Origin of the sequence: Streptomyces corchorusii (assembly GCF_001514055.1) — a bacterium.
GTDB lineage: Bacteria > Actinomycetota > Actinomycetes > Streptomycetales > Streptomycetaceae > Streptomyces > Streptomyces olivaceoviridis.
The window spans coordinates 347,724-361,220 of the sequence record NZ_KQ948352.1; the positions used below are offsets into that span (position 1 = coordinate 347,724).

Sequence of the window (13,497 nt, forward strand, 5' to 3'; positions counted from 1 at the left end):
CGGCCTGCGGCGCGGCGGCGTTCGGGTGCTCCGACCGGCGTCCGGGTGACCGGCCCGGCGTTTGGGTGCCCCGGCCCCGGTTACGCGGAAGACCTCGGACGAGCCACACCGCCGGAGGCGCACCGTGAGCCGACCTCGCGTCGTGATCGTCGGCGCCGGTTTCGCCGGGTACCGGGCTGCGCGCACCCTGGCCCGGCTGACCCGCGACCGGGCCGACATCACCGTGCTGAACCCGACCGACTACTTCCTGTACCTGCCGCTGCTGCCGCAGGTCGCCGCCGGGGTCCTGGAGGCCCGCCGGGTCACCGTGTCGCTGCCCGGCACGCTGCGCGGGGTGCGCCTGGTGCTCGGCGAGGCGGACGGCGTCGACCTGGACGCGCGGACCGTGCGCTACGTCGACCCCGAGGGCGGTGCGGGCACCCTCGGCTACGACCGGCTGGTGCTGGCCGTCGGCAGTGTCAACAAACTGCTGCCGATCCCCGGTGTCGCCGAGCACGCGCACGGCTTCCGCGGGCTGCCCGAGGCGCTGTACCTGCGCGACCACGTGACCCGGCAGGTGGAACTCGCCGCCGCCGAGGAGGACACCAAGAGCTGCGCCGCCCGGTGCACCTTCGTGGTGGTCGGCGCCGGCTACACGGGCACCGAGGTGGCCGCCCACCTCCAGATGCTCACCGACCGCCTGGCCCGCCGGCACCCGCTGCCCGGCGGGCTGCGCCCCCGCTGGCTCCTGCTGGACGTGGCGCCGCGCGTGCTGCCGGAGCTGGACGAGCGGCTGTCCCGCACGGCCGACCGGGTGCTGCGGGCGCGGGGCGTCGACGTGCGCATGGGCACGTCGGTGAAGGAGGCCATGCGGGACGGGGTGCTGCTCACCGACGGGGAGTTCGTCCCGTCCCGGACGCTGGTGTGGTGTGTGGGCGTACGGCCGGATCCGCTGGTGGAGGCCGTCCGGCAGCCGCTGGAGCACGGCCGGCTGATCGTCGACCCCTTTCTCCGGATGCCGGGCCGGCCCGACGTGTTCGCCTGTGGGGACGCGGCTGCCGTGCCCGACCTGGAGCGTCCGGGGTCGTTCACGCCCATGACGGCCCAGCACGCCTGGCGGCAGGGCCGGGTGGCCGCGGAGAACGTGGCCGGCTCGCTCGGCCTCGGCCGGCGCCGGCGCCCCTACCGCCACCGAGACCTGGGCTTCGCCGTCGACCTCGGCGGGGTCCGGGCCGCCGCCAACCCGTTCGGCATCCCGCTGTCCGGCCCGGCGGCCGGTGCCGTCACCCGCGGCTACCACCTGGCGGCGCTGCCCGGCAACCGGGTCCGGGTCGCCGCCGACTGGCTGCTGGACGCCGTACTCCCGCGCCAGGGCGTCCAGTTGGGCCTGGTGCGCGCCTGGTCGGTCCCGCTGGACACGGCCTCACCGGAACTGGCGCGGGTACCCGGCGGCCCGGAGCGGCCGGCCGTACCGGCAGGAGAGGAACTCATGACGCACAAGCCGAGGCCGGAGGAACCGGTGAAGCCGGAGCCGGGCGGTGAGCCGGCGAAGAACCAGCCGGGCGGTGAGCCGGTGAAGCCGGAGCCGGGCGGTGAGCCGGCGAAGAACCAGCCGGGCGGTGAGCCCGCCAAGAACCAGCCCGGCGGTGAACCCGCCGGTGCCGGGCCGGACCATCCGGCCCCCGGCCCCGTCAAGCGCACGGACCCCGCCGATCCCGCGGACCGCGCGAACGAACCCGACTGACCGCGACGAGCGCGACCGAGCGCCACCGAGCGCGGCCGAGTGCAAGGAGACCGAGGAGACTCATGAACACCGACGAACTGGCCGAACTGGGGCAGCAGTTGCGCGTGGACAGCGTGCGGGCGTCCGCCGAAGCGGGATCCGGGCACCCCACGTCCTCGATGTCCGCCGCCGATCTGCTGGCCGTCCTGCTCGCGAACCACATGCGCTACGACTTCGAGCGCCCCGAGCACCCCGCGAACGACCGCTTCGTGCTGTCCAAGGGACACGCCTCACCGCTGCTGTACGCCGCGTACAAGGCGGTCGGCGCGATCGAGGACGGCGAGCTGGTCACCTTCCGCAAGCTCGGCAGCCGGCTGGAGGGCCACCCGACGCCCCGGCGGCTGCCCTGGGTGGAGACGGCCACCGGCTCGCTCGGCCAGGGCCTGCCCGTCGGGGTCGGCATCGCGCTCGCCGGGAAACGGCTGGACCGCACCGACTACCGGGTGTGGGTGCTGTGCGGCGACAGCGAGCTGGCGGAGGGCTCGGTGTGGGAGGCCGCCGAACACGCCGGCCACGAGAACCTGGACAACCTCGTCGCCGTCGTGGACGTCAACCGGCTCGGCCAGCGCGGCCCCACCCGGCACGGCCACGACCTGGACGCCTACGCCCGCCGCTTCCAGGCCTTCGACTGGCACACCATCGAGATCGACGGCCATGACGTCGACGCGATCGACCGGGCCTACGGGGAGGCGCTGTCCACCACCGGCCAGCCCACCGTGATCCTCGCCCGCACCCTCAAGGGCAAGGGCGTGGCCGCCGTCGAGGACCGCGAGGGCCTGCACGGCAAGCCGCTGCCCGAGGCCGAGGAGGCCATCGCCGAACTCGGCGGGCCGCGCTCGCTGCACGTCCGCGTGGCCGAGCCGCACGCCGCCGCCGCGCTGCGCTCGCTGACCACCGAGGTGGTCCAGCTGCCGCGCTTCGAGCAGGGCGACGAGGCCGCGACGAGGGACGCCTTCGGCAAGGCCCTCGCCGCGCTCGGCACGGCCCGCGGCGATATCGTCGCCCTGGACGGCGAGGTCGGCGACTCCACCCGTACCGAGGAGTTCGGCAAGGCGCACCCCGACCGGTTCTTCGAGTGCTACATCGCCGAGCAGCAGCTCGTCGCCACCGCCGTCGGCATGGCCACGCGCGGCTGGGTGCCGTACGCCTCCACGTTCGCCGCGTTCCTGACCCGCGCCCACGACTTCGTGCGCATGGCGTCCATCAGCGGCTCCGGGATCAACCTGGTCGGCTCGCACGCGGGCGTCGCGATCGGGCAGGACGGTCCGTCCCAGATGGGTCTGGAGGACCTGGCGATGTTCCGGTCCGTGTACGGCTCGACGGTGCTGTACCCGTGCGACGCCAACCAGACCGCCCGGCTGGTCGCGGCCATGGCCGGGCTGGACGGCATCCGCTACCTGCGCACCTCCCGCGGCAAGACGCCGGTGATCTACGGCCCCGACGAGGAGTTCCCGGTCGGCGGGAGCAAGACGCTGCGCTCCAGTGAGGAGGACCGGCTGACCGTCGTGGCCGCCGGGGTGACCGTGCCCGAGGCGCTGGCCGCCGCCGACCGGCTCGCCGCGGACGGCATCCGGGTCCGGGTGATCGACCTGTACTCGGTCAAGCCCGTCGACGCCGAGACCCTGCACCGGGCCGCCGAGGAGACCGGCTGCCTGCTCACGGTGGAGGACCACCACCCGGAGGGCGGCCTCGGCGACGCCGTCGCGGAGGTGTTCGGCGACGGCAGGCCGGTGCCCCGCCTGGTCCGGCTGGCCGTGCGCACCATGCCGGGCTCGGCCGCGCCCGACGAGCAGCTGTACGCGGCCGGCATCGACGCCCTGGGCATCGCGGCGGCGGCCAGGATGCTGGTCGAGGAGGCGGTCGTGCGATGAGCCGCGACGACGCGCGGACCCTGCGCGCGGGCCGCCGCTCGGTGGAGATCAAGCGGCCGGGGAAGGTGCTCTTCCCCGGCGGCGGGGGCGCGAAGGAGTACACCAAGGGCGACCTCGCCGACTACTACCGGTCCGTCGCGCCGTACCTGCTGCCGCACCTGCGGGGCCGCCCGCTGATGCTGGAACGCTATCCGGACGGCCTCGACGGCCAGCGGTTCATGCAGAAGAACACCCCGGAGCACTACCCGGAGTGGATCACCCGGGCCGAGGTCGCCAAGGAGGGCGGCACGGTCACGCACGTCGTCTGCGACGACACCGCGACCCTCCTGTACCTCGCCGACCAGGCCTGCCTGACCCTGCACCGCTGGCTCTCGCGCACCGACCGGGCCGGCGGCCCGGACCACCCCGACCGGCTGGTCTTCGACCTCGATCCCCCCGGGGACGACTTCGGTGCCGTCCGAGAGGCCGCCGCCTGGCTGCGCGAGCTGCTGGACGAACTCGGCCTGCCCGCCGCGCCGATGACCACGGGCTCGCGCGGACTGCACCTCGTCGTCCCGCTCGACGGCCGCCAGGACTTCGACGCTGTACGGGAGTTCGCCCACGACGTCGCCGAACTCGCCGCCGCACGGCACCCGGACCGGCTCACCACCGCCGCCCGCAAACAGGACCGCGGCGACCGCCTCTACCTCGACGTGCAGCGCAACGCGTACGCCCAGACCGCCGTCGCCCCCTTCACCGTCCGCGCCCGCCCCGGCGCCCCGGTCGCCGTCCCCCTCACCTGGGAGCAGCTCGACGACCCCGGGCTCGACGCCCGCCGCTGGACCATCGCCGACGCCGTCGACCAGGCCCGCACCGACCCGTGGGCCGGGCTGCCGGCCCGCGGGCGCTCCCTGGGCCCCGCCCGGCGCCGTCTCGCCGACATGCGCTCCTGAAGGTTTGGCCAAGGAATGAGGGGCCACCCGCAGGAAGAGGTGGCCATGTCGAACACACACAGCACATCGCAGTCACAGAATTCACAGAAATCCCAGAAATCGGAGAACGCCGAGCAGACGCACGACACCACGCGGAGCGAGACGGAAGACCGGCGGCCGACCCTCATGGAGGTGCTGCGCGAGGCGCGCAGCCAGCTCGCCGAACTGACGGGACTCGTCCCGGAGACCGTGTCCTCCTTCGAGCAGACGGAGGACGGCTGGTCGCTGGAGGTCGAGGTCATGGAACTCGCACGGGTCCCGGACACCATGAGCCTGATGGCGAGCTACCAGGTCGACCTGGACCCCGAGGGTCAGCTCACCGGCTACCGCCGCGTTCGCCGATACGAGCGCGGGCGGGCCGACGCACGCCGCGGCGGCTAGGCCCCCCGCGTCCGGCGGCCACGCGACCCGCGTGGCACCGCACACCCATCATTCTCACGAGGAGGAGCGGCCGGCATGACCGTTGTTCCGGCACAGCAGTCCGGCGGCGGAGGCGGTACCAGTGGCCTCTACGACGTCCTGGAGCTGGTTCTCGACCGGGGACTCGTCATCGACGCGTTCGTACGGGTCTCCCTGGTCGGCATCGAAATCCTGAAGATCGACGTCCGGGTCGTCGTGGCCAGCGTCGACACCTATCTGCGCTTCGCCGAGGCGTGCAACCGCCTCGACCTGGAGGCAGGGCCCCACAGGTCCCCCGGACTGCCCGATCTCGTCGGCGAGATCACCGAGAGCGGGGCCCGCGGCAAGTCCAAGGGCGCGCTGTCCGGCGCCGCGCAGACCATATCCGACGCGTTCAAGCAGGCCCGGGAGGAAGGCGAGGCCGAGCCCCGGCGCCCCCGTAAGACCGCGGCCCGCCGGAAGGAGGAGGACGAGTGAGCACCTACGTCTACGGCATCACCGCGCGCTCGCACCCGGCGCTCCCCGAGGGGATGACCGGCGTGGGCGAACCGCCGCTGCCCGTCCGGGTCCTCACGGCGGGAGAGCTCGCGGCCGTCGTCAGCGACGCCCCGGAGGGCCTGCGCCCCAAGCGCCGGGACCTCCTCGCGCACCAGAACGTGCTCGCCGAGGCGGGCGCGGCCGGCTGTGTGCTGCCCATGCGCTTCGGCAGCGTCTCCCCGGACGACGACACCGTCACGTCGGTGCTGACCGAACGGGCCGAGCACTACCTGGAGCGGCTGCGCGAGCTGGACGGCAAGGTCGAGTACAACGTCAAGGCCACCCACATCGAGGAGGCCGTGCTGCACCGCGTGATGGCCGAGAACGCGGAGGTCCGCGCCCTCGCCGAGGCCAACCGGCGGGCGGGTGGCGGCAGCTACGACGACCGGATCCGCCTCGGTGAGATGGTCGCCGGCGCCGTCAAGGCCAAGGAGGCCGAGGACGCCGCCGAGGTGCAGCGCCTGCTCCAGCCGGGCGCCGCGGCGGTCAGCGTGGGCCCGGAGTCCACCGGCTGGCTGCTCAACGTCTCGTTCCTGGTGTCCCGGGAGTCGGCCGAGGACTTCCTGGCCGCGGTCGAGCGGGTGCGCAAGAGCCATGCCCATCTGGAGCTGCGGGTCAACGGCCCGCTGCCGCCGTACAGCTTCGTCGAACCCGGCCCGACCGCGCCCGCGGGCGCCACGGCCGGCGCCGACGCCGGAGCGTCGTAACGGCCGGGGCCCGGACGGAAGGAGGAGACCCGTGGGACTGATCTCGGAGGTGCTGCTGCTGCCCTTCGCACCGGCGCGCGGCAGCGCGTGGGCGATTCGGCAGGTGCTCCGGGAGGCGGAGCGGATCTACTACGACCCGGCCACCGTCCGGGCCGAGCTGGCCCGTCTGGAGGAGCAGCTCCAGGCGGGCGAGATCACCGAGGAGGAGTTCGACCAGCGCGAGGACGAGCTGCTCGACCGGCTGGAGATCGCCCTGCATCACGGCGACACGACAGGCAATGGGACGTGACCATGAACCGAACCGCACTGGGCCTCGCCGTAGGGGCCGGATATCTGCTCGGACGCACGAAGAAGCTGAAGATGGCGCTCGCGGTCGGCTCCCTGGCCGCCGGGAAGAAGATGAATCTCAGCCCGCGCGCGCTGGCGGACCAGCTGAACCGGCAGCTGCTGGACAACCCGCAGTTCAAGGAGATCGGCGACCAGCTCCGCCAGGACCTGCGGGGCGTGGGCAAGGCCGCCACCGGCGCGATGGTGGAGCGGCAGATGAACTCGCTCGCCGACCGGCTGCACGGCCGTACGTCGCAGGTGCGCGAGCAGCTGGGCGGAGTCGTGCCGACCGGCTCCGACGAGGAGCGGGACGAGGACGAGGGTGAGGACGAGGAGCAGGAGGAGCAGGAGGGGCACGAGGAGCACGAGGGGAAGCGGGGTGAGCGAAAACAGCCCAGGGGGGAGACCCGGGGCGGCGAGGGCGAGGCGCCCCGGAAGAAGACGGGCAAGAAGCAGCCGGCGAAGAAGGCCCCGGCGACGAAGGCTTCCGGCGGGACGGCGGCCAAGAAGGCCCCGGCCAAGAAGGCGGCGGCCAAGAAGACGGACGCGGCACGTGAGACGGCCGCGAGGAAGACGGCCGCGGCCGGCGGTGCCGCCCGGAGCGCCGTCTCCCGGCAGTCGAAGGGCGGCGATGATCGATGACCGAGACCCTCGGAAGAGTGACCTCCAAGGCCGGCGGAGCCACGGGCGGCGTGACGGCCCCGCTGGCCGGCCTGGCCCACAGCGAGGCCGCGGACCGGCTGAAGGAAGAGGCCCAGGAGTACCTGAACGCACAGGCCCAGCGGCTGCTGGTCGGGATAGGCCGGAAGCTCGGCGAGACCACCGGCAAGCTGAACGACATCGCCGAGGGCAAGAGCCCGGGCTTCGCCAAACTGGCGCTGGAGGGCGGGCGCAAGCTCGCCGAGGGCAAGGGACCGCTGCGCTCCGCGCTGGAGCTGGGCGCCTCCCACGCCAAGGACAAGGTGCTCGACACCGTGCGCGGTCTCGGCGGCAGCAAGGGCAAGAAGGGCGGCGCCGGCAAGAAGCCGACCGTCATCATGGAGTCCGTCGACGTGGGCGTACCGCTGCGCACGGCCTACGACCAGTGGACCCAGTACCAGTCCTTCTCCACCTTCGCCAAGGGCGTCAAGAGCGCGAGCCGCGCCGACGACACGCACTCCGACTGGCGGGCGAAGGTCTTCTGGTCCACCCGGAGCTGGAAGGCGAAGACGACCGAGCAGATCCCCGACTACCGCATCCAGTGGACCTCGGAGGGCGCCAAGGGCACCACCAGGGGCGTGGTCTCCTTCCACCGGCTGGAGGACAACCTCACCCGGGTCCTGCTGGTCATGGAGTACTACCCGACCGGCCTCTTCGAGAGGACCGGCAACATCTGGCGCGCCCAGGGCCGCCGGGCCAGGCTGGACCTGAAGAACTTCGCCCGCTTCATCACCATCAAGGGAGAGGCGGAGGACAGCTGGCGCGGCGAGATCCGCGACGGCGAGCTGGTCCGCAGCCATGAGGACGCTCTCGCGGAGGAAGAGGAAGAAGCGGGAGAAGAGGGACCGGAGGAGCCTGAGGGCCGAGAGGGCCGAGAGGGCCCGCGAGGGGAGCAGGAGGAGGAAGAGGAGCAGGAAGAGGAGGAAGAGCCCTACGAGGACGAGTACGAGGGCGAGAGCGAGGAAGGCGCCGAGGAAGGCGACGAGGACTCGTACGAGAACGAGGCCGAGGAAGGCGAGGAGGCCGAGGAAGGCGAGGAAGGCGAAGAAGGCGAAGAAGACGAGGGCGAGGAAGGCGAGTACGAGGACGAGTACGAGGAAGAGGAGCCTGAGGTCGCCGAGCGCGGGAGCCGTCGATGACGACACCCAGCCGCTTTCCCGAGCCCTATGGCCAGGGCTCGGGGGCGAACCTCGCCGACATCCTCGAACGTGTACTCGACAAGGGTGTCGTCATCGCGGGGGACATCAGGATCAACCTGCTCGACATCGAACTGCTCACCGTCAAGCTGCGCCTCATCGTCGCCTCGGTCGACAAGGCCAAGGAGATGGGCATCGACTGGTGGGAGAGCGACCCGGCCCTCTCCTCCCGGGCCCGCCGTGACGAGCTCACCCGGGAGAACGCCGAGCTGCGAGAACGGCTCGCCCGGCTGGAGGAACTGGAGTTGGGCCGCGCCCCGAAGGAGGCACCATGACGACCGGACTGCGGTACGTGTACGCCGTCTGCCGTCCCTTCGGTACGCCCCTGCAAGCCGAACTGCGGGGCGTCGGCGGCGCCCCGCCGGCGCTGCTGCACCACCACGGGCTGGTCGCGGTCGTCAGTACGGTCCCCGAGGCCGACTTCTGCGAGGAAGCGCTGAAGGCCCACCTGGAGGATCTCGACTGGCTGGCCGCGACCGCCCGCGCCCACCAGGGCGTGGTCGACGCGCTCACCACGGTCACCACCCCGCTGCCGCTGCGGCTCGCGACCGTCTTCCGCGACGACAGCGCCGTCCGCATGATGATCGAGGCCCGTGAGGAGGACTTCCGGCGGCTGCTCGACCGGCTGCATGGCCGCGTGGAGTGGGGCGTGAAGGTGTATCTGGAACCCGAGCCGGAGCCCGCCGAGCCCGAGCCCGCCGCGGCGGCACGGCCGGCCAGCGGGCGGGACTATCTGCGCCAAAGGCGCCGGCAGAGCCACGCGCAGGAGGAGAAGTGGCAGCGGGCCGAGCGGTTCGCCCACTGTCTGCACGAGCGCCTCGCCGAGCGCGCCGAGGACTTTCGGATGCATCCCCCGCAGAATTCCGCGCTCTCCAAAGCGCCGGGACGCAATGTGCTCAACGCGGCCTATCTGGTGCCCCGGGCGCATTCCGAGGAATTCGTGGAACTGGTCGACCGGACCAAGGACGAGGAACCCGGAATCCGGGTGGAACTCACCGGTCCGTGGGCCGCCTACTCCTTTTCCGGTGAGGAATCGGGAGCGGAACCGAGTGTGGAATCGGGGGAGGGGCGGTGACCGTAGTCGAACGCCGCGAGATCGCGCTGGTGGACCTCCTGGACCGGCTGCTGGCCGGCGGAGTCGTCATCACCGGCGACATCACCCTGCGCATCGCGGACGTCGATCTCGTCCGCATCGACCTCAACGCGCTGATCAGTTCCGTGAACCAGCAGGTCCCGTCGCCCTTCGAGGAGCTCCTATGACCGCGCGGCAGCGCCGCAACCGGCTCGACCTGGAACCCGACACGGTCGAACGCGACCTGGTGAAACTCGTGCTCACGGTGGTGGAGTTGCTGCGCCAGCTGATGGAGCGGCAGGCCGTGCGCCGCTTCGACACCGGTGAGCTGACCGAGGAGCAGGAGGAGCGGATCGGGCTCACCCTGATGCTCCTGGAGGAGCGGATGGGCGAGCTGCGGGACCGGTACGGACTGCGGCCCGAGGACCTCAACCTGGACCTCGGGCCGCTCGGACCGCTGCTTCCGCGCGACGGGCACTAGTGCGGCGGAGCGCCGGACACCGGCGCGGCACTAGCGCGGCGGATCGCTCACCACCTGTACCAGCGGCCCCTGCCGCCGGCCGCGGTCGTGCCGCGCACCAGGAATCCCAGCAGCCAGACGACGAGCACTGCCAGGGCGATCCACCACAGTACCTTCAACGCGAATCCGGCACCGAACAGAATAAGCGCCAGAAGCAGGACCAGCAGGATGGGAACCATAATGTGAACCTCCTGCGGTCCGTGTTTCCCGAAATCCGCGAATCAGGCTTCTTTCCGGCACAGAATTTCCCCGTGCAGGACCGCGAACCAGCCGTCCTCCCGCCGTCCCCAGTCCCGCCAGGCCTCCGACACGGCCCGCAGCCGCTGCGCCGTCGCGTGACCTCCCCCGGTGGCCCGGTCGGCATAGTCGGAGGCGAGGGTGCGGTCCGCCCACAGGCCGCTCCACCAGGCCCGCTCCTCGGGCGTGGCGAACGTCCAGGTGCTGGAGCCGGCCGTGATGTCGCGCAGGCCCGCGGCCCGCGCCCACGCCGCCAGCCGGCGCCCGGCGTCGGGTTCACCGCCGTTGGCCCGGGCCACCCGCTCGTACAGGTCGAGCCAGTCGTCCAGGCCGGGTACCGCCGGATACCAGGTCATCGCCGCGTAGTCCGCGTCCCGCACGGCGATGAACCCGCCCGGCTTCGTCACCCGGCGCATCTCGCGCAGCGCCCGTACCGGGTCGCCGACGTGCTGGAGCACCTGGTGGGCGTGGACCACGCAGAAGGTGTCGTCCGGGTAGTCCAGGGCGTGCACGTCGGCCACCGCGAAGTCGACGTTCGTCAGACCGCGTCCGGCCGCGGTGGCCCGGGCCTGTTCCAGGACGCCGGGCGCCCGGTCGACGCCGGTGACCCGGCCGTCGGGGACAAGTTCCGCCAGGTCGGCGGTGATGGTCCCGGGTCCGCAGCCGATGTCCAGGATCCTCATGTGGGGCTTCAGCGCGCCGAGCAGATAGGCCGCGGAGTTGGCGGCGGTCCGCCAGGTGTGGGATCGCAGCACCGACTCGTGGTGCCCGTGCGTGTAGACGGCGGTCTCCTGCGCTTTCGGCATGGCTGAACCCCTTCACCCTCGTCGGCGTCACCGGCCGGACCCGTCCGCCGGTACGGCTCAACCGTACGCGGGCATGCCGAATGATGAGACCCCGATTTCACGATGTGGACGCAGGGGTGTCTCGCACGCCCTCAGCGGGTGGCCGGCAGGGGGCGGTAGACCGTCAGTGCCTCCGGGAGCTTCTTCAGGGTCATCTCGCCCGACACCGTCGTCACCTCACCGTCGTACGCCAGCGGGGTGCCCGGCGCGATGCCGGTCAGCCGCAGCCGGTCCACCTGGACCGCCGCGTGCCCGGGCGAGCGGGTCAGCGGGCCCGCGACCGCCGCCGTGAGCAGCCGCAGCGCGGGCCTGCCGTTGCCGTGCACCACCCGCACGTCCAGCAGCCCGTCCGCCAGATCGGTGCGGCGGCCCGGTGTGAGGCCCATGCGGTGGTAGACGCCGTTGCCGACGAACAGCAGCCACAGGGGCCGCCGCTCACCGCCCAGCTCCACCTCCAGCGGGTGCCGGCCGGCGCGCAGCACGCGGAGCGCGCCGAGCACCCCGGCGGGCCAGCCGCCGATCCGGCTCGACCAGCTGTCCCGCGCGCGCACCAGCTCCGGGTACACCCCGAGGCTCAGCGTGTTGAGGAACAGCCCACTCGCCTCCCGGGTGGTGAACCGGACCGCGTCCACCCGGACCGCCTCGCCGTACCGGACGGCCTGGGCCAGCTGGCGTTCGTCCTCCACGCCCAGGTCGTAGGCGAAGTGGTTGAGGGTGCCGCCCGGCAGCACCGCGAGCGGCAGACCGTGCCGCAGCGCGACCTCCGCCGCCGCGTTCACCGTGCCGTCGCCCCCGCACACCCCGAGCACCTGGGCCCGGGCCGCCGCCTTCTCCAGCTCGTCGCCGACCTCCTCCGGCGCGCACTCGACGATCTCCGCCCGCGGCAGCGCGTCGTGCAGCGCCCGCACCCGGTCCGCCGTCCCCGACGCCCGGTTGGCGACCATCACCAGACCGTCGCCCTCGGGCAGCGCGGGGGCCGCGGCGCGCGGCCGGTCGGGCCGCCGGATCTGGGACCGGGTTGGCGCCAGACGCCGTACCAGGAAGGCGGCGCCCGCGCCGAGTGCCGCCCCGGCCAGTACGTCACTCGGGAAGTGCACCCCCGTGTAGACCCGGGACATCGCCACCGAGAACGCCACCGGTGCCACCGCCGCGCCCCACGCCGGGGACTCCAGGGCGACGCCGGTCGCGAAGGCGGCGGCGGACGCCGCGTGGCCGGAGGGGAAGGACGTGGTGATCGGCTGCCGCTTGAGCTGCCGCACCAGCGGCACCGGATCCAGCACCGGCCGGGCCCGGCGCACCGAGCGCTTGCCGAGCGTGTTGATCGTCAACGAGGCCAGGCCGAGCGAGACCAGACCGCGGGCCGCCGCCCGGCGGGCCCGGGGGGTGCGGCTCGCGGCCATCGCGGCGGCCGTCGCGAACCACAGCACCCCGTGGTTCGCGCTGCGGCTCAGGCGGGGCAGGACGCGTTCGGCGCCGGGCCAGTGCCAGGCGGCGGCGGCGTTGAACAGGCGGCCGTCGAGGTCGAGCAACGTGCGCAGCGGGGCGCGGGCGGCGGTCGCGGGGGCAGTCAGGTCCACGTCTGGGCTCATGGGGTGCGGTTACCCTGAAGTGCCCGTTTCTTGTCCTGTGCGCCGGCCGGCCCGGTGCGTTAGGGGAACCCGGATGCGCCTGCTCCTCGTCCGCCACGGCCAGACCCCGTCCAACCTGGACCACCTGCTGGACACCGCCGTGCCCGGCCCGGGGCTGACCCCGCTCGGCGAGGCGCAGGCCGCCGCGCTGCCCGAGGCTCTCGCCGGAGAGGACATCGAGGCGCTCTACGCGTCCACGCTGATCCGCACCCAGCTGACGGCCGCCCCGCTGGCCGCCGCCCGCGGCCTGGACGTCGTCGTGCGCGACGGCATCCGCGAGCTGTCCGCCGGCGACCTGGAGATGCTGCCGGGCCACACCCCGCAGGGCGAGCGGTATCTGCGCACGGTCTTCGCCTGGGCCGCGGGGGACACCGCGCTGCGCATGCCCGGCGGGGAGAGCGGCGAGGAGGCCCTCGCCCGGTACGACGCGGTGGTCGCCGAGGCCGCCGCGAGCGGTGCCCGGTCCGTCGCCATGGTCAGTCACGGCGCCGCGATCCGCGTCTGGACCGCCGCCCGCGCCGCCAACGTCGACGTCGACTTCGCCGCGGCCCGCCCCTTGGAGAACACCGGCGTGATCGTCCTGGAGGGCTCCCCGGCGGACGGCTGGAAGGCCCTGTCCTGGGAGGGCGCCACGGTGGAACCGTCCGGCGGGAGCGGCCCGGCGGGCGAGGCACTGGGGGCGACGGGCTAGCCGACGTCCCCGTCACCGGGACGGGGCCCTCGGGG

17 protein-coding genes are annotated in these 13,497 nt (G+C 73.1%); 14 read left to right on the forward strand and 3 right to left on the reverse strand.

Annotated elements, in window-relative coordinates; translation table 11 throughout:
* The first annotated feature begins 124 nt into the window (after positions 1 to 124).
* The 13 genes from AQJ11_RS05730 to AQJ11_RS05790 all read left to right on the forward strand — a co-directional run bounded on the left by AQJ11_RS05730 (position 125) and on the right by AQJ11_RS05790 (position 10,022).
* The gene (locus AQJ11_RS05730) at positions 125 to 1,723 is read left to right on the forward strand and encodes an NAD(P)/FAD-dependent oxidoreductase (protein ID WP_107120790.1); all 1,599 of its coding nucleotides are present in this window, start codon (positions 125 to 127) and stop codon (positions 1,721 to 1,723) included.
* Between the two features lie 62 nt (positions 1,724 to 1,785).
* Entirely contained in the window at positions 1,786 to 3,633 is a 1,848-nt protein-coding gene (locus AQJ11_RS05735) for a transketolase (protein ID WP_059262090.1), read from the forward strand.
* On the forward strand, positions 3,630 to 4,565 hold the full coding sequence (gene ligD, locus AQJ11_RS05740) for a non-homologous end-joining DNA ligase (RefSeq protein WP_059262091.1): 936 nt from the start codon (positions 3,630 to 3,632) through the stop codon (positions 4,563 to 4,565). The genes AQJ11_RS05735 and ligD overlap by 4 nt, the downstream gene beginning before the upstream one ends.
* Before the next feature lie 45 nt (positions 4,566 to 4,610).
* Positions 4,611 to 4,985: a gas vesicle protein GvpO gene (locus tag AQJ11_RS05745; protein WP_014676009.1), complete on the forward strand. Its 375-nt coding sequence runs from the start codon at positions 4,611 to 4,613 to the stop codon at positions 4,983 to 4,985.
* Positions 4,986 to 5,060: 75 nt separating this feature from the next.
* Positions 5,061 to 5,480, forward strand: coding sequence for a gas vesicle structural protein GvpA (locus tag AQJ11_RS05750; RefSeq protein ID WP_014676010.1), 420 nt, complete (start codon positions 5,061 to 5,063; stop codon positions 5,478 to 5,480).
* Positions 5,477 to 6,247 (forward strand): GvpL/GvpF family gas vesicle protein, encoded by a 771-nt coding sequence (locus AQJ11_RS05755; protein WP_059262092.1) that lies wholly within the window; start codon positions 5,477 to 5,479, stop codon positions 6,245 to 6,247. Before AQJ11_RS05750 ends, AQJ11_RS05755 begins: the two co-directional genes overlap by 4 nt.
* A gap of 31 nt (positions 6,248 to 6,278) precedes the next feature.
* Positions 6,279 to 6,536, forward strand: coding sequence for a gas vesicle protein GvpG (locus tag AQJ11_RS05760; protein WP_014676012.1), 258 nt, complete (start codon positions 6,279 to 6,281; stop codon positions 6,534 to 6,536).
* Between the two features lie 2 nt (positions 6,537 to 6,538).
* Entirely contained in the window at positions 6,539 to 7,216 is a 678-nt protein-coding gene (locus AQJ11_RS05765; protein WP_208616445.1) for a DNA primase, read from the forward strand.
* On the forward strand, positions 7,213 to 8,412 hold the full coding sequence (locus AQJ11_RS05770; protein WP_059262094.1) for an SRPBCC family protein: 1,200 nt from the start codon (positions 7,213 to 7,215) through the stop codon (positions 8,410 to 8,412). Before AQJ11_RS05765 ends, AQJ11_RS05770 begins: the two co-directional genes overlap by 4 nt.
* Positions 8,409 to 8,744 carry a gas vesicle protein gene (locus tag AQJ11_RS05775; protein ID WP_014676015.1) on the forward strand — a complete coding sequence of 112 codons (336 nt, stop codon included), beginning with the start codon at positions 8,409 to 8,411 and terminating at the stop codon, positions 8,742 to 8,744. Before AQJ11_RS05770 ends, AQJ11_RS05775 begins: the two co-directional genes overlap by 4 nt.
* Positions 8,741 to 9,544, forward strand: a complete 804-nt coding sequence (locus tag AQJ11_RS05780; RefSeq protein WP_014676016.1) for a GvpL/GvpF family gas vesicle protein — start codon at positions 8,741 to 8,743, stop codon at positions 9,542 to 9,544. The genes AQJ11_RS05775 and AQJ11_RS05780 overlap by 4 nt, the downstream gene beginning before the upstream one ends.
* Positions 9,541 to 9,729 (forward strand): gas vesicle protein, encoded by a 189-nt coding sequence (locus AQJ11_RS05785; RefSeq protein WP_014676017.1) that lies wholly within the window; start codon positions 9,541 to 9,543, stop codon positions 9,727 to 9,729. Before AQJ11_RS05780 ends, AQJ11_RS05785 begins: the two co-directional genes overlap by 4 nt.
* A complete protein-coding gene (locus tag AQJ11_RS05790) occupies positions 9,726 to 10,022 on the forward strand; it encodes a gas vesicle protein K (RefSeq protein WP_014676018.1) in 297 nt (98 codons plus the stop codon). The genes AQJ11_RS05785 and AQJ11_RS05790 overlap by 4 nt, the downstream gene beginning before the upstream one ends.
* A 47-nt stretch (positions 10,023 to 10,069) precedes the next feature.
* Here AQJ11_RS05790 and AQJ11_RS05795 read toward each other — a convergent pair whose 3' ends face one another.
* The 3 genes from AQJ11_RS05795 to AQJ11_RS05805 all read right to left on the reverse strand — a co-directional run bounded on the left by AQJ11_RS05795 (position 10,070) and on the right by AQJ11_RS05805 (position 12,732).
* On the reverse strand, positions 10,070 to 10,240 hold the full coding sequence (locus AQJ11_RS05795; RefSeq protein WP_014676019.1) for a hypothetical protein: 171 nt from the start codon (positions 10,238 to 10,240) through the stop codon (positions 10,070 to 10,072).
* 42 nt (positions 10,241 to 10,282) lie between these two features.
* A complete protein-coding gene (locus AQJ11_RS05800; RefSeq protein WP_059262095.1) occupies positions 10,283 to 11,104 on the reverse strand; it encodes a class I SAM-dependent methyltransferase in 822 nt (273 codons plus the stop codon).
* A 131-nt stretch (positions 11,105 to 11,235) separates the two neighbouring features.
* A complete protein-coding gene (locus AQJ11_RS05805) occupies positions 11,236 to 12,732 on the reverse strand; it encodes a bifunctional phosphatase PAP2/diacylglycerol kinase family protein (RefSeq protein ID WP_059262096.1) in 1,497 nt (498 codons plus the stop codon).
* A gap of 73 nt (positions 12,733 to 12,805) precedes the next feature.
* Here AQJ11_RS05805 and AQJ11_RS05810 point away from each other — a divergent pair, with 73 nt between their 5' ends.
* The gene (locus AQJ11_RS05810) at positions 12,806 to 13,462 is read left to right on the forward strand and encodes a histidine phosphatase family protein (protein ID WP_059262097.1); all 657 of its coding nucleotides are present in this window, start codon (positions 12,806 to 12,808) and stop codon (positions 13,460 to 13,462) included.
* The last annotated feature ends 35 nt before the right edge of the window (positions 13,463 to 13,497 follow it).

Bases quoted from the DNA above. Each gene is read 5' to 3' on its own strand.
- AQJ11_RS05735 (WP_059262090.1), top strand. From the start codon at position 1,786: ATGAACACCGACGAACTGGCCGAACTGGGGCAGCAGTTGCGCGTGGAC.
- ligD (WP_059262091.1), top strand. From the start codon at position 3,630: ATGAGCCGCGACGACGCGCGGACCCTGCGCGCGGGCCGCCGCTCGGTG.
- AQJ11_RS05745 (WP_014676009.1), top strand. From the start codon at position 4,611: ATGTCGAACACACACAGCACATCGCAGTCACAGAATTCACAGAAATCC.
- AQJ11_RS05750 (WP_014676010.1), top strand. From the start codon at position 5,061: ATGACCGTTGTTCCGGCACAGCAGTCCGGCGGCGGAGGCGGTACCAGT.
- AQJ11_RS05765 (WP_208616445.1), top strand. From the start codon at position 6,539: ATGAACCGAACCGCACTGGGCCTCGCCGTAGGGGCCGGATATCTGCTC.
- AQJ11_RS05770 (WP_059262094.1), top strand. From the start codon at position 7,213: ATGACCGAGACCCTCGGAAGAGTGACCTCCAAGGCCGGCGGAGCCACG.
- AQJ11_RS05775 (WP_014676015.1), top strand. From the start codon at position 8,409: ATGACGACACCCAGCCGCTTTCCCGAGCCCTATGGCCAGGGCTCGGGG.
- AQJ11_RS05780 (WP_014676016.1), top strand. From the start codon at position 8,741: ATGACGACCGGACTGCGGTACGTGTACGCCGTCTGCCGTCCCTTCGGT.
- AQJ11_RS05790 (WP_014676018.1), top strand. From the start codon at position 9,726: ATGACCGCGCGGCAGCGCCGCAACCGGCTCGACCTGGAACCCGACACG.
- AQJ11_RS05795 (WP_014676019.1), bottom strand. From the start codon at position 10,240: ATGGTTCCCATCCTGCTGGTCCTGCTTCTGGCGCTTATTCTGTTCGGT.
- AQJ11_RS05800 (WP_059262095.1), bottom strand. From the start codon at position 11,104: ATGCCGAAAGCGCAGGAGACCGCCGTCTACACGCACGGGCACCACGAG.
- AQJ11_RS05805 (WP_059262096.1), bottom strand. From the start codon at position 12,732: ATGAGCCCAGACGTGGACCTGACTGCCCCCGCGACCGCCGCCCGCGCC.
- AQJ11_RS05810 (WP_059262097.1), top strand. From the start codon at position 12,806: ATGCGCCTGCTCCTCGTCCGCCACGGCCAGACCCCGTCCAACCTGGAC.